Source organism: Paenibacillus hemerocallicola (assembly GCF_006265175.1).
Classification (GTDB): Bacteria; Bacillota; Bacilli; order Paenibacillales; family NBRC-103111; genus Paenibacillus_AB; species Paenibacillus_AB hemerocallicola.
This window is the reverse complement of the sequence record NZ_VDCQ01000017.1, coordinates 78,200-91,565: the sequence shown is the minus strand read 5'-3', so window position 1 is coordinate 91,565 and position 13,366 is coordinate 78,200. Positions and strand designations below refer to the sequence as shown.

The window sequence follows — 13,366 nt, the reverse complement described above, 5'->3', positions numbered from 1 at the left end:
CGAGAAAGCGGGGATAATCCGGCATGAATGAAACTTTGCAAGCTTGCATCGCCAAATATCCGGAGCTGTCCGCATGCAGGGAAGATATCGAACGCGCGTTTCAGGCGATGAGAGACTGCTACGCGGATGGCGGCAAGCTGCTGCTGGCCGGCAACGGCGGCAGCGCGGCGGATTGCGAGCATATCGTCGGGGAACTGATGAAGGGCTTCATGTCGAAGCGGCCGATTCCGCCGCAAATGAGAGAGAAGCTGAGCCAGTTCGGCGAGGCGGAAGGCGGCTACATGGCCGACAGGCTGCAGGGGGCGCTTCCGGCGATATCGCTCGTCAGCCATACGGCGATCGCGACCGCCTATGCGAACGATGTGGCGGCGGATATGGTGTTCGCCCAGCAAGTATACGGCTACGGAAAGCCCGGGGACGTGCTGATCGGTCTGAGCACCTCCGGCAATTCGCGCAATGTCATCCGGGCGCTGCAGGTAGCGCGCGCGCTCGGCATGCGGACCATCGGCATGACCGGAAGCGACGGAGGAGAGATGAAGCGGTATTGCGACGTGACGATCCGCGCCCCTTATGAGGTTACCCCGGATATTCAGGAACGGCATTTGCCGATTTATCATGCGTTATGCGTCATGCTGGAAAGGCACTTTTTCGGCGAGAAGGCCGGCTGAGCGATAGGAAAAGACTGTCGGCATCCCCGATTCGCGAGAAAGAAAGACCGGAATAGCGTACAGCCGTCCCAGTTTCATGTTGAGCTGTGAACGGCCCCGTGGTAATCTTGAAGGAGAGACGGACGTATTGCCGGTCAGAAAACCCGGGATTGGCTGCGTCGTGCAACTGTGAAAATCAAGCAACCGAGCAGGAATATAGAAGCGTACCGATTATGTTCGGGTCAGGAGGAGACAGGCAATACAGCCTAATAAAATCGCTTATTTGAAGCAAGTGAAGCAGAGCAACATGTCCGAAGTGCTGGAACGGATCTGGCAGCACCAGCAAATTTCCCGCGTAGAGCTGGTCGAGCATACGGGGCTTACTTCCGGTACGATTACGAATTTGACGCACGAGCTGATCGAATTGAAGCTGATCCGCGAATTCGAAGCGGTATCCGGCAACGTCGGACGAAGAAGGGTGATGCTGGGCTTCGATCCGAGCCTGTACCGGATTATCGGCCTGGATATCGGGCGCGCTACGCTGGAGATCGTCGTCGTCGATCTGAACGGCAAAATCATCAAGACGATCGAACGCGATATGAGCGACCGCAAAGGCCCGGACGACTATTTCGAAGTGATCGATCCGCTTATGAACGAGTTGAAGCGCGAGATCGAGACGGCCGGCCATTCCATTCTCGGTCTGGGAGCCGGGGTGCCGGGACCGATGGATTACAGCGCGGGCAGCTTGCTCGATCCGCCCAATTTCCCCGGCTGGAAGGGCTTCCCGCTGCAGCGTACGCTGGAGGAGAAGTTCGGCCTAGTGACGCTGATCGAGGATGACGCGCGGACGTCGGCCATGGCCGAGCGCTGGTACGGACTGGGGCGCAGCGTGCAGGATCTCGTCTTTATTACGATGGGAATCGGGATCGGCGGCGGCGTCGTCCACGGCGGGAAAATTGTCCGGGGAACGAACGGCTTGTGCGGTCAGGTCGGCCATATGACCATTTTGCTGGACGGCAAAATTTGCGACTGCGGCAACCGCGGCTGCTGGGAGACGGTCGGCTCGATTCCGGGCATACTTAGCCGCTGGTCGGGCGGGAACACGATGGAGCAGCTGAAGGAAGCGATCCGGCAAGGAGACGCCGAAGCGCTCGAATGCATGGAGAATACGCTCGGTTATTTGGAGACCGCTCTGATCAACGTGTACAACATGTACGATCCCGAGCTGGTCGTATTGGGCGGACGCTTGTATCCGTATTTGGCGGATTATTTGCTGCCCGTGCAAAATCATTTGCGCTCCAGACTGTACGCCTTCGCCAAAGATCGGCTGCGCATCGAGCCGTCGACGTTCGGAACTTCGCAAAGCGCGGTAGGAGCGGCAGCGCTGCTGTTCGGTTTTTTGCTGTCCGAGCCGGTTAGATTGCTGGCTTTGAACGATGGAGCTTGACATTCAGATTGACCGTTTGTCCGAAATGGATAGGAATGCCGGCAGTTAAGCGCAATGGGCCCGGTTTCGGTTTTGAAGCAGCTACAGGTCCCGTCGGCCTGAACCGAGTCGTCATCGTTTGCGCGAGAGTGCCGTCATTTTGCGGCAAATAAACTTAAAGATTAAGTAAATTAAAGCTGCCAAACCGGAAGGAGGCTATCGATCGTGGGCGAATTGTACCGACCGCTTCGCAATGCAGGTTGCCGGATTACCGACGACCTCGTGTTCAAAGGCTACCGATCGCTTGTGCTGGAAAATGAAAAGCTGCTCATCCATCTGCTGCTCGACAAAGGGGCGGAGCCGATCCGCTGGCTGCATAAGCCGACCGATACCGACATGATCTGGATTTCGCACAATGGCTTGGGTGCCCCGCATGCGATGTATGCCGACTACCAGATCAGCTACATCGGAGGCTGGCAGGAGATGTTTCCGGAGGTCAGCTACACGTCGGAATACCGCGGAGGCACGGTGCATCGCGGGGAAACGGCGATTACGCCGTGGGATTACAGGATCGTCAAGGACGAGCCGGACGAAATCCGGGTGCTGCTCGTCAATCAAATCCGTTCGATGCCGTTCCGCCTCGAGAAGCTGATCATACTCGGCACGGGCAGCGAGACGGTGCGGATCGAAGAAACCGTTCGCAACTTGTCGCCATCGACGGCGCTGGAGGCGAACTGGGGACACCATCTGGCTTACGGTCCGCCGTTCTTGGGCGAGGACTCGATCATAAGCTTGTCCGAAGGGGCGAAAATATGCAATCCCGTCACGGGCGAGAGCTGGGATTGGCCGCTTATGCGTCGGGCGGGAACGGATACCGACCTGTCGGTCATGCCCGAGCCGGGAACGGAGCGCGAGCTGCTGTATATAGCCACGCCCGATTCGGCGTACAGGCTGACGAGTCCGAGCAGGGGGGTGTCGCTCGATGTTCGCTGGGACGGGAGCGTGTGGCCTTATTTATGGTATTGGCAAAATTTCCGGGCGGACATGAACGCCCCGTTTTTCGGCTGCGACTACAACATCGGGCTGGAAATGTTCAACGTTCCGCCGAAGCTGACTTTGGGCGAAGCGGTCGAGCAGGGACGGGCGCTCGTCGTACCGCCGCTCGGCAGCGTCTCCTCGTGGCTGGAGCTGAAGGCGTTCGGCTTCGTGTAGGAGCCGTTCTGGCGTCGGACGGATGAGAAGGAGAGGGAGGATTTGCGCGATGACTAACGCGAAACGATTGTCTTTTGCCGGTATCCGGACGAACTCCGTCCATGAGCGGACCAATCTGGTGACGATTCGAAACATGGCCCGTCCCTACGAGCCCGATCCGCATGCCGAACCGTGGCGGGGGGCTTCAAGCGAGCCGTTCGTCCGGCTCGTCGAGACGATCCTGTCCGCTCGGCTCTCCGGCAAGCCGGTCGTCTGGTCGATGGGGGCGCACGTGATCAAAAACGGAATGTCCCGATACGTGATCGAGCTCGTGCGGCACGGATTTTTGACCCACGTCTCCGGCAACGGGGCGACGAGCATCCACGATTTCGAGCTTGCCTATATGGGCGAGACGTCCGAGGACGTGGCCCGCTCGATCGAGGACGGCTCGTTCGGCATGTGGGAGGAAACGGGCCGTTACATGAACGAGGCGATTCAGCAGGGGGCCGCGCTCGGCTTGGGCTACGGGCCGAGTCTATATCGGTACTTGTCGGCCCATCCGGAACGGTTCCCGCATTATGACGACTGCGTGTTCGTGCAGTGCCAGCGTTACGGGGTGCCTTATACTTGCCATATTTCGATCGGCACCGATATTATCCATCAGCATCCGATCGTCGATTTTCACGCGCTCGGGGCGGCGTCCGGGGAAGATTTCCGCACGATGTGCCGTTCGGTTGCGGAGATGCGGAACGGCGGCGTTTTTCTGAATTTCGGCTCGGCGATTTCCGGACCGGAAATTTTTCTGCGGGCCTTGTCGTTGGCCCGCAACAAAGGGCTGTCGATGCGGGACATCGTCGCCGCCAATTTCGATATCGTGCCGGTGACCGCGGACTCCCGCCCGCCCGAGTCGGACCCGGACTACCATTATAGACCGCGGCGCGTGCTGATCGATCGGCTGGAGGAAATCGGCGGAAGCGGCTTCCTGTTCCATGGGCTGCACCAATATACGATACCCGCGTTGTTCGACCGGCTGCTGCAGCGGAAGCGCGAGCTGGGCGTGGAGTTCCCGACGGCTGCCACGGCAAGCGAACAGTCGGAGGCAGGGACGATACCACGGGCGAAGGAGCCGGCGGCGAGGATGTATCCGATTCGCTCGAGGCGGAGCAGGCTGTTCCTGCATCAACCGAAAGCTTCCGCCCCGCTGGGGGAGCTAAACGAGCCGACCGATTCGAAGCCTCGAATCGCTTATGTTCCCGGTCAAGCGCCGTTTCCGGAGCGGTGGAGCGACCCGCAGCTCGACGATTTCATCGTCAGACTGAGGGAGGCCAAGGAGCGGGGCAACCGCATTCTCGTATCGCTCGGCAGCCACGTGATCGGGGCGGGCGTTCACCGCTACTTGATCGACATGATCCGCTCCGGCTGCGTGTCGCACTTGGCGCTGACGGGAGCGGCCTGCATGCAGGATGTCGAGCTGGCGGCATTCGGCGAGGCGGAGGCGTCGGAGCCGGGGACGCTGGCCGAGGGCAAGCTCGGCATGTGGCAAGAAACCGGCGACATCGTGCATCGGGCGCTGGCCGACGGCTACGTCAACGATTTAGGCTATGGAGAAAGCCTGATCCATTACGCCAAAAGCAACCCGGAGCGATTCCCGTACATCGAGGACAGTTTGATCGGCGCTTGCATCCGGGCGGATATCCCGTACACGTGCCACATTACGATCGGTCCCGACGACGTGCAGCTTCATCCGCTGAGCGATTTCGCCGTACAGGGGCAAGCGAGCGGCTTCGATTTTCAGTCCTATTGCCTGACGGTGGCGAAATTGGAGGGCGGCGTATTCGTAAATTTCGGCTCGAGCGTGACCGGGCCGGAGGTGTTTCTGAAGGCGCTGTCGATCTCGCGAAATTTGCAATATCCCGTCCATCATATTACGACCGCCAATTTCGATATCGTAAGGCTGGGCGATTATCACAAGAAGGTCGGCTACGAGGACTGGGACTACTACTATCGTCCGCGCAAAAATATCGTTCACCGGCCGACAAGCCTCGGCGGGAAAGGCTTTCACTTCGAAGGGCTGCACGAGAGGACGATTCCGGCCATATGGGAAGCGCTGCAGCTTCACGGAGGCGGCGAAGAGCGGGCAATTACTACGATCAGTTAAGGGAGGCTGCATGGGATGACATCCAGCAATTCGCGGCGCAAGGAGCCGATCAAGGCCGTGCTGTTCGATTTCGACGGTACGCTGTCGACGCTTCGGGCGGGATGGGAAGAAACGATGGCCCCGATGATGAAGGAAGCGATCGCCGGACCGAGGGCGCTGACCCCGGAGGACTCGAAATCGTTGGACGACGAAATAGCGGCTTACATCGATCAGTCTACCGGCATCCAGACGATATTCCAAATGAGGTGGCTGGCGGAGAAAGTCGCCGAGAAAGGCTGGAATCCGCACATACTCGGGGAGTGGGAATACAAGGCGGAATACAACCGGCGTTTGCTGCAAAGCGTGAATGGCCGCATCGCCGACCTGGAGGCCGGGCGTCTTGAGGCGACGGACTTTTTGATGAAAGGCTCGGAGGCGTTTCTCGAGCTTCTGCGCGAGCGGGGCGTCGACATGTATGTAGCAAGCGGAACCGACCATCCCGACGTGGTCCATGAAGCGAAGGTGCTGGGCGTGCAGCGGTATTTCCGCGAAATAGCCGGAGCTCCGGTCGGACGCGCCGATTGCTCGAAGGAAAAGGTCATCGCCGACCTGCTGAAGGAAAAAGGATTTCGCGGCCAAGAGCTGGCGATTATCGGCGACGGCAAGGTGGAAATTCGTCTGGCCCGCGAGAACGGGGCGCTCGCGCTCGGCATAGCAAGCGACGAGAACCGACGGGAGGGCGTAAACCCGGTGAAGCGGGAGCGGCTGCTCGCGGCGGGCGCCGAGCGCATCGCCGGAGATTTCGCCAATGCCGGCGAATGGCTCGAGTGGCTGGGGCTCGAAAGCCGATGAGCCGCACGATCGATTTAAGCCGAGCCGTTGTCGTGAGCGCCCCCGGATTGGCCGGACCGGAAGCGAAAGCGATCGCGGCGCTTATCGATGAGGTTGCCAAGCGCAGCGGTATCGTCTGGAGCAACAAGCATGAATGCACGGAGCCGGACGTTCCCGTCATCGCGGTCGGTACGACCGAATCGTTGAGGGAGGTCGACGGCTTGGAGCTGCCCGGCGGGTTGGCGCAGCTGAAGCCCGAAGGGTATATTCTGCGAGCCTCGAGCGGGGCCGCACAGCCTGCCGTCATAGTGGCCGGAGCCGATGCGCGGGGCGTGCTGTACGGGGTCGGCAAACTGCTGCGGCAGCTGCGCTGGAGCGAAGGAACGGTCCGGCTGGACGGCGAGCTTGACATCGTCACGTCCCCATCATCCGCTTTGCGCGGACATCAGCTCGGCTACAGGCCGAAAAACAACGCCTTCGACGCCTGGAGCATCGGGCAATTCGATCAATACATTCGCGAGCTGGCCTTTTTTGGGGCGAACAGCATCGAAATATTGCCGCCGAGAACCGACGATCGTCCGAGCGGTCCGCTGATGAAGGTCGAGCCGCTGGAGATGATGATCGGCATTGCGCGCGTTATCGACAGCTACGGGCTGGATACTTGGATTTGGTACCCGAACATGGGCGACGACTATTCGGATCCAGAGGCGGTGCGGGCGGAGCTGGCCGAGCGGGAGGACATATTCGCCAAGCTGCCGCGCATTGCCGCTCTGTTCATTCCCGGCAGCGATCCGGGGAAGCTGGATCCCGATCCTTTGTTCGCATGGTCGGAGAAGGTCGCCCTGCTGCTGAGGCGCTACCACCCGGAGGCGAAAATATGGCTGTCGCCGCAAATTATGCGTTACGATTCGGCCGCTTGGATGGAGGCGTTTTACCGGCAGGTGAGCCTGGAGCCGGAATGGCTGGGCGGAATCGTATTCGGCCCGCATGTCGACGTGCCCCTGCCCGAGCTCAGGCGGCTTATCCCCGATCGGTATCCGATCCGACGCTACGAGGATATCACGCACAATTATCATTGCCAGTACCCGGTGGTCGACTGGGATTCGGCTTACGCCCTCACCCTGGGAAGGGAAAGCTGCAATCCCCGGCCGGTCGCGCACAAGCATATCCATAACGTGCTGGCTCCTTACGCGATCGGCAATATTTGCTACTCCGAAGGGATCAATGACGACGTGAACAAATTCGTCTGGTCCGATCAGGATTGGGACCCGGCGACGCCGGTTATCGATACGATTACCGATTACGCCAAATTGTTCATCGACAGCGACCGTGCGGAAGCGATCGCCCGGGGCTTGCTGGCGCTGGAGGACAATTGGGTCGGTCCGCTGGCGGCAAACGCCGGCGTCGAGGTGACGCTGGCGCAATGGCGGCAGCTGGAGCGGGAGTCGTCCGGGCGGGTGCTCGCCTGCTATCGGTTCCAGATGCATCTGCTCCGCGCCTACTTCGACGCATATACGAAACGGCGGCTCGCCTACGAGACGGAGCTCGAATACGCGGCTAGGGAAGCGCTTCGGGAGGCGCCGGCGACGGGGAGCCTTATGGCGATCGAACGGGCGGAACGGCTGCTCGGGCGGGCGAAGACGGAGCCGGTCTCTGCCGATTACAGGCTTCGGTGCGAGCAATTGGCCGACGACTTGTTCGCCGGTATAGGCTACCAGCTGACCGTCACCCGCCATTATGCCAGATCTCAGGGGCGTGGCGCCTTCATGGATGCCATCGACGCGCCGCTGAACGATGTCCGCTGGCTGCGCGCGCAGTTCGCCGCCATACGGCGAGAGCGGGAGGAGCGGGATCGGCTTGCCGCGCTCGAGCGCGCGCTCGATCGGACGAATCCCGGTCCGGGCGGGTATTACGACCATCTCGGCTCGGAGCGCGGCTTCCGCCGCGTCGACAGAGGGGAAGGCTGGGAAGCCGATCCGGGCTACTTGCGTTCCCCGAGAATCGCGCACGCGATGCACCTTCTGTCGATGTCCGAGGAACGGCAAAACGAGCTCGGCGGCATTCCGCTCGCCTGGGTCGCCCATGCGAACGCTCTGCTCGATACGCCGATCGTCGTTCGATACGACAGGCTCGATCCGGCCGCCGGCTATACGGTGAAGGCCGTCTATGTAGGGGAAACGAGCGGCAATACGCCGCGGGACTGCTGGGTCCGTATGACCGCGAACGACCAGTTCGTGCTGGACGAGGCGGCCGCCGTGAAGGCCGGGTCCGTTACGATCCGCGAATGCGCCGTGCCTGCGGAGGCTTATCGCGACGGCAAGCTCGCTTTGACCTTTGCCCGCATCCGCGGGTTCAAGCGGCTGAATGTGGCGGAAGTATCGCTTATCGCCAACGGCCAATCCGATGCAAAGGGTGGGAATTAGCCATGTTAATCGTTTCGGCTGCAAAAGAGTATATATTCGAGGACGATCGTCCTTTTGAGTCATGCCATGCCTCTACCTTGATCTCGCTTGGCGGAGATGAAATTTTGGCAGCCTGGTTCGGCGGTACGGCCGAAGGCAAGCCGGATGTCGATATTTGGGCGGCGGAGCGGTCGGGAGCCGGCTGGAGCGAGCCGAGGCGGATCGCGGCTAGCGAAGAGCCGCTGTGGAATCCGGTGCTGTTTCGCGACGAGGACGGACTCATAACGCTGTATTATAAAACCGGACATACGATCCCGGGCTGGCGCACGATGGTGACTCGATCGAACGACCGGGGCGGCAGCTGGACGACGCCGAAGGAGCTTGTCGAGGGGGACGAGGGCGGAAGAGGACCGGTCAAAAACAAACCGATCCGTCTAAGCAGCGGCGTACTGGCCGCTCCCGCCTCGATCGAGACGAAGGCGCGTTGGGACGCTTTCGTCGATCTTTCCTCGGATAACGGGGCAAGCTGGACACGGACGGAGCTCGTACCTCTGCGCAGAGCCGAGCCGGCTGCACCGGGCGAGGAAGCCCGAGAAGCCCCGCCTCCTGGGACGGTCGTCAACAAAGGCGTCATCCAGCCCACATTGTGGGAATCCGCTCCCGGACAAGTGCACATGCTGCTGCGCAGCACCGACGACTATATGTTCCGCAGCGATTCCGCCGATGGCGGCGAAACTTGGGGAGAAGCTTATGCGATCGGCTTGCCGAACAACAATAGCGGAATCGACCTCGCGCGGATGGACGACGGCTTGCTCGCCCTCGCGTACAACCCGGTGGCCGGCAGAAGGGGCGCCAGAACGCCGCTTGTCGTGCGATTCTCGATAGATAACGGCGCCAATTGGGACGCGGAGTTCGTACTGGAAGACGAACCCGGCGAATATTCGTACCCGGCCATCGTCGCCAGCGGAGACGAGCTGCACATCGCGTATACGTGGAAAAGGGAGCGAATCGCTTACTGGAAGCTGGTAGTCGGGAAGTAGTCGCCAGCCTCTACGCCGTATGCCCGACGCTGACGGAGGTCAAGCAACCGGCGGAACGCGATTTTCGCAATCGGGACTATGCTATGGAAAAGATGAAAAGCGGCGAGGGGAGCGTTTGACATGATTCGCGTGACGATATGGAACGAGTACAGCCACGAGCTGCGCAAGGAAAAAGTGGCCGCGATTTACCCGAAAGGGATACACGGAGCGATTGCCGAGGGCATCGGCTGCGACGATTACGCCATCCGCACGGCGACGCTCGCCGAGCCCGAGCACGGGCTGACGGATGACGTTCTGCGCGAGACGGATGTGCTCGTCTGGTGGGGACACCGCGCCCATGACGAAGTGGACGATGCGGTCGTCGACAAGGTGTGCGCCAGAGTGCTGGACGGAATGGGCTTTATCGCGCTTCATTCGACGCATTACTCGAAAGTGTTCCGCAAGCTGATGGGAACGACGTGCTCGCTCCTATGGAGGGTGGCCGACGAGAAGGAGCGGCTGTGGGTCGTCAATCCGTCCCACCCGATCGCCCAAGGAGTGGACCGCTTCTTCGAGCTGGAGCAGGAGGAGATGTACGGGGAGTTTTTCGATATTCCCGAGCCTGAGGAGCTCGTATTCCTGAGCTGGTTCCAGGGGGGCGAGGTGTTCCGCAGCGGCTGTACGTTCAAACGGGGCCGGGGCAAAATTTTTTACTTCCGCCCGGGGCACGAAACGTACCCGACCTTCCATCATCCGACCGTGCTGCGCGTCATCTCCAACGGAGTACGTTGGGCCGCGCCCGAGCCGGAGCTCAAGGAGTTTACCGAGCGGCCGGGACCCGCGCCAGCCTTGGAGCCGGTCCCGAACGAGAAGAAGGCTTGATATCCATATACGCGAGAAAGAGAAGGTGAACGTTATGGCAGCACTTAGAGTAGGAGCGGTCGGAACGGGCGGCATGTTCCGCGGAGCCCACTTGCCCGCTTGGCTGGCCAATCCCGATACGGAAGTCGTCGCCCTGTGCGACGCGAACGAGGAAGCGGCGCAAAAAATCGCCGACGAGCACGGCATACCCGCCGTTTACACGGATTACAACGAAATGCTGGCACGCGAGAATTTGGATATCGTGAACGTCTGTACGCCGAATTTGTTCCATTCCGAAGTAGCGGTGGCGGCGCTGAAGGCCGGCAAGCACGTGTTTTGCGAGAAGCCGGACGCGGTCAGTCCGGAGGAAGCGGCGAAGATGGCCGCAGCCGCCGAGGAAAGCGGCAAGGTGCTCATGGTGATGCGCAACAACCGTTTCCGGACGGTCGCGCAATTTTTGAAGGCGTATGTGCAGAACGGTCACATGGGCGAAATCTATACGGGCCGCTGCGGCTGGATTCGCAGACGGGGCATCCCGGGCAAGGGCGGCTGGTTTACGACGAAGGAGCTGTCGGGCGGCGGTCCGCTGATCGATCTCGGCGTCCATATGATCGACCTGGCGTTATGGTTTATGGGCAACCCGAAGCCGGTTGCGGTCAGCGGCTCGACGTATACGAAGTTCGCGGAAACGGAGCTTGCCGATTCGGAGCATAGCGCGTTCGGCTCGAAGCAGGCGGGCGGCGTGTTCGACGTGGAGGATTTGGCGACCGGTTTTATCCGCTTCGCCAACGGGGCTACGCTTGCGCTCGAATTCAGCTGGGCGTCCAATATCGAGCAGGAGACGCGCTTCGTCGAGCTGCGCGGGACGAAGTCGGGCTTTAGCCTGAACAACGAGGACTTGAAGCTGTTTACGGAAATCGAAGGGACGCTGTGCAACGTTCAACCGCAGATTGCCAAGAAAGGCAACGGCCACGGGGACAATATCCATCATTTCGTCGACGTCGTGCTGGGCCGCGCGGAGCCGGTGTTCAAGCCCGAGCAGGGCGTGGACATGATCAACATTTTGAGCGCGATATACGAATCGGCCAAGCTGGGACGGGAAGTCAGGCTGGATTAGCGGAGAGACGCCGGCATTCATGGATGCAAAGGAGGACGCGCCTTGTTCTGGGGACATCTCGATAATTGGGATAAGGAAAAATACGCTTATCCGAATGCGGTCCGCCTCGTGATGGAGCATATCCGCTCGCTCGATTTCTCGCGGGTCGCCGACGGAAAATACGAGCTGGAGGACGGCCTTATCCGGGTCGCAATCAAAGAAACGACAACGAAGCCGAAAGAAGCGCAAAAGGCGGAGACGCATCGGACGTACACGGACGTGCAGTTCGTAATCAGCGGCGAGGAGAAAATCGGCGTAGCTCCATGGTCTTCCTCGCAAACGATAGTCAAGGACGAATTGGACACGAGAGACGTGGCCTTCTATGAGCCCGTTCTGAACGAAATCGAGCTTATACAGCGGCCCGGCATGTTTGCCGTCTTTTTTCCGACGGATATTCATCGACCATGCTGCAATGTCGCGCAAGAAACGAACGTCCGCCGAATGGTCGCCAAAATCGACGAGAAGCTGTTCGGAGGCAGTGCGCCCGCCGGAAGCGTGTCGTTGAATGTGAACCATTCGGATTAGTAGAGGGCTCGGCATAACTTGATGAAGGATTCAATAGGGTATATATAGAACCAGTAAATGGAGGGGAAACCAGGAGAGGGAGTTGGCGGAATGGACAAATTGCGATTCGGCATGATCGGTACGGGCGGCATCTCGAATTGGCACGGCGAGCAGCTCGGCGCGCTGGCCGACGAGGTGGAGCTGGCGGCGCTGGCCGATCCGAACGCGGAGAGCCGGGAACGATTCGCCCGGAAGTTCGGATTGTCTGCCGCAAGGCAGCATGACGATTACCGAAGCATGCTCGAGGAAGGCGGACTGGATGCGGTCGTCATCTGCTCCCCGCATACGCTGCATTACGAACAGGCGTCGGATGCGCTTCAGGCCGGCTGCCACGTCCTGATCGAGAAGCCGATGACTTGCTCGTCCCGGCAGGCGGAGATGCTCATAGCCGCGGCGGACGCTGCCGGCAAGCTGCTGCAGGTTTCGTATCAGCGCCATTTTCAACCGGAGTTTCTGTATATCCGTCAGGCGATCCTCGACGGCAGCATCGGCAAGCTCACCTCGGTTACCGCTTCGCTGTATCAGGATTGGAGGCAGTTGACCGAAGGCACGTGGCGAATGAAGCCGGAGCTGTCCGGAGGCGGGATGCTGATGGATTCGGGCAGCCATCTGGTCGATGTGCTGCTGTGGACGACGGGGCTGACGCCGGCGGAGGTCCGATCGTTCGTGCAACGGCACGGGGCACCGGTCGAAATCGACTCCTTCACGTCGATCCGCTTTGCGGAAGGACCCGTTGCCGGCCTGAACGTAATAGGCTATGCCCAAGGCTGGCATGAAACGTACATGTTCTGCGGGGAAACAGGAGCGATCCACTACGAAAACGGGCGCATCACGATCCGCAGGCTGAAGCAGGAGCCCGAGCATCCCGTCCTTCCGGCGCGGACAAGCAATCAGGATAAAAGCTTCGTCGATGCGATTTTGGGACGGCACGAGGTGCTCGTACCGGGACAATTCGCGCTTAAGGTCGTCAAGCTGACCGAGATGATCTATGAGGCTGCCGGGTACGATCCGCTTGGCAGGCTTAACGACGGATAGCCGGGCGCCGCACCGCAATTCTACCGCAAGGTGACCGATAGGAAGGCCGACTTGATTCGTACCGGCCCGGGTATCGGTCATTTTTTGTTGCGGGGAT

11 protein-coding genes are annotated in these 13,366 nt (G+C 60.3%); all 11 read left to right on the top strand.

Annotation, left to right across the window (positions count from 1 at the left end; all coding sequences use genetic code 11):
* The first annotated feature begins 23 nt into the window (after window positions 1-23).
* Complete coding sequence (locus FE784_RS14430) at window positions 24-668, top strand: D-sedoheptulose-7-phosphate isomerase (protein WP_139602908.1); 645 nt, start codon at window positions 24-26, stop codon at window positions 666-668.
* A 286-nt stretch (window positions 669-954) separates the two neighbouring features.
* On the top strand, window positions 955-2,094 hold the full coding sequence (locus FE784_RS14425; protein ID WP_139602907.1) for an ROK family transcriptional regulator: 1,140 nt from the start codon (window positions 955-957) through the stop codon (window positions 2,092-2,094).
* Between the two features lie 204 nt (window positions 2,095-2,298).
* Window positions 2,299-3,285: a DUF4432 family protein gene (locus FE784_RS14420; protein ID WP_176706218.1), complete on the top strand. Its 987-nt coding sequence runs from the start codon at window positions 2,299-2,301 to the stop codon at window positions 3,283-3,285.
* Window positions 3,286-3,334: 49 nt separating this feature from the next.
* Window positions 3,335-5,422, top strand: coding sequence for a GSU2086 family protein (locus FE784_RS40865; RefSeq protein ID WP_176706217.1), 2,088 nt, complete (start codon window positions 3,335-3,337; stop codon window positions 5,420-5,422).
* 15 nt (window positions 5,423-5,437) lie between these two features.
* On the top strand, window positions 5,438-6,253 hold the full coding sequence (locus FE784_RS14410) for an HAD family hydrolase (protein ID WP_139602905.1): 816 nt from the start codon (window positions 5,438-5,440) through the stop codon (window positions 6,251-6,253).
* Window positions 6,250-8,655 (top strand): alpha-glucuronidase family glycosyl hydrolase, encoded by a 2,406-nt coding sequence (locus FE784_RS14405; protein WP_176706216.1) that lies wholly within the window; start codon window positions 6,250-6,252, stop codon window positions 8,653-8,655. Before FE784_RS14410 ends, FE784_RS14405 begins: the two co-directional genes overlap by 4 nt.
* A gap of 2 nt (window positions 8,656-8,657) precedes the next feature.
* Window positions 8,658-9,674 (top strand): sialidase family protein, encoded by a 1,017-nt coding sequence (locus tag FE784_RS14400; protein ID WP_139602903.1) that lies wholly within the window; start codon window positions 8,658-8,660, stop codon window positions 9,672-9,674.
* 120 nt (window positions 9,675-9,794) lie between these two features.
* Window positions 9,795-10,535, top strand: coding sequence for a ThuA domain-containing protein (locus tag FE784_RS14395; RefSeq protein WP_139602902.1), 741 nt, complete (start codon window positions 9,795-9,797; stop codon window positions 10,533-10,535).
* A 34-nt stretch (window positions 10,536-10,569) separates the two neighbouring features.
* Window positions 10,570-11,631 carry a Gfo/Idh/MocA family protein gene (locus FE784_RS14390; RefSeq protein ID WP_139602901.1) on the top strand — a complete coding sequence of 354 codons (1,062 nt, stop codon included), beginning with the start codon at window positions 10,570-10,572 and terminating at the stop codon, window positions 11,629-11,631.
* Window positions 11,632-11,673: 42 nt separating this feature from the next.
* Window positions 11,674-12,195: a NanQ anomerase/TabA/YiaL family protein gene (locus FE784_RS14385; RefSeq protein ID WP_176706215.1), complete on the top strand. Its 522-nt coding sequence runs from the start codon at window positions 11,674-11,676 to the stop codon at window positions 12,193-12,195.
* Between the two features lie 90 nt (window positions 12,196-12,285).
* On the top strand, window positions 12,286-13,269 hold the full coding sequence (locus FE784_RS14380) for a Gfo/Idh/MocA family protein (RefSeq protein ID WP_139602899.1): 984 nt from the start codon (window positions 12,286-12,288) through the stop codon (window positions 13,267-13,269).
* Window positions 13,270-13,366: the final 97 nt, after the last annotated feature.

What these genes read in the sequence shown, in the direction of transcription:
- FE784_RS14430 (WP_139602908.1), top strand. Translation starts at nt 24, where the DNA reads ATGAATGAAACTTTGCAAGCTTGCATCGCCAAATATCCGGAGCTGTCC.
- FE784_RS14425 (WP_139602907.1), top strand. Translation starts at nt 955, where the DNA reads ATGTCCGAAGTGCTGGAACGGATCTGGCAGCACCAGCAAATTTCCCGC.
- FE784_RS40865 (WP_176706217.1), top strand. Translation starts at nt 3,335, where the DNA reads ATGACTAACGCGAAACGATTGTCTTTTGCCGGTATCCGGACGAACTCC.
- FE784_RS14410 (WP_139602905.1), top strand. Translation starts at nt 5,438, where the DNA reads ATGACATCCAGCAATTCGCGGCGCAAGGAGCCGATCAAGGCCGTGCTG.
- FE784_RS14405 (WP_176706216.1), top strand. Translation starts at nt 6,250, where the DNA reads ATGAGCCGCACGATCGATTTAAGCCGAGCCGTTGTCGTGAGCGCCCCC.
- FE784_RS14400 (WP_139602903.1), top strand. Translation starts at nt 8,658, where the DNA reads ATGTTAATCGTTTCGGCTGCAAAAGAGTATATATTCGAGGACGATCGT.
- FE784_RS14395 (WP_139602902.1), top strand. Translation starts at nt 9,795, where the DNA reads ATGATTCGCGTGACGATATGGAACGAGTACAGCCACGAGCTGCGCAAG.
- FE784_RS14390 (WP_139602901.1), top strand. Translation starts at nt 10,570, where the DNA reads ATGGCAGCACTTAGAGTAGGAGCGGTCGGAACGGGCGGCATGTTCCGC.
- FE784_RS14380 (WP_139602899.1), top strand. Translation starts at nt 12,286, where the DNA reads ATGGACAAATTGCGATTCGGCATGATCGGTACGGGCGGCATCTCGAAT.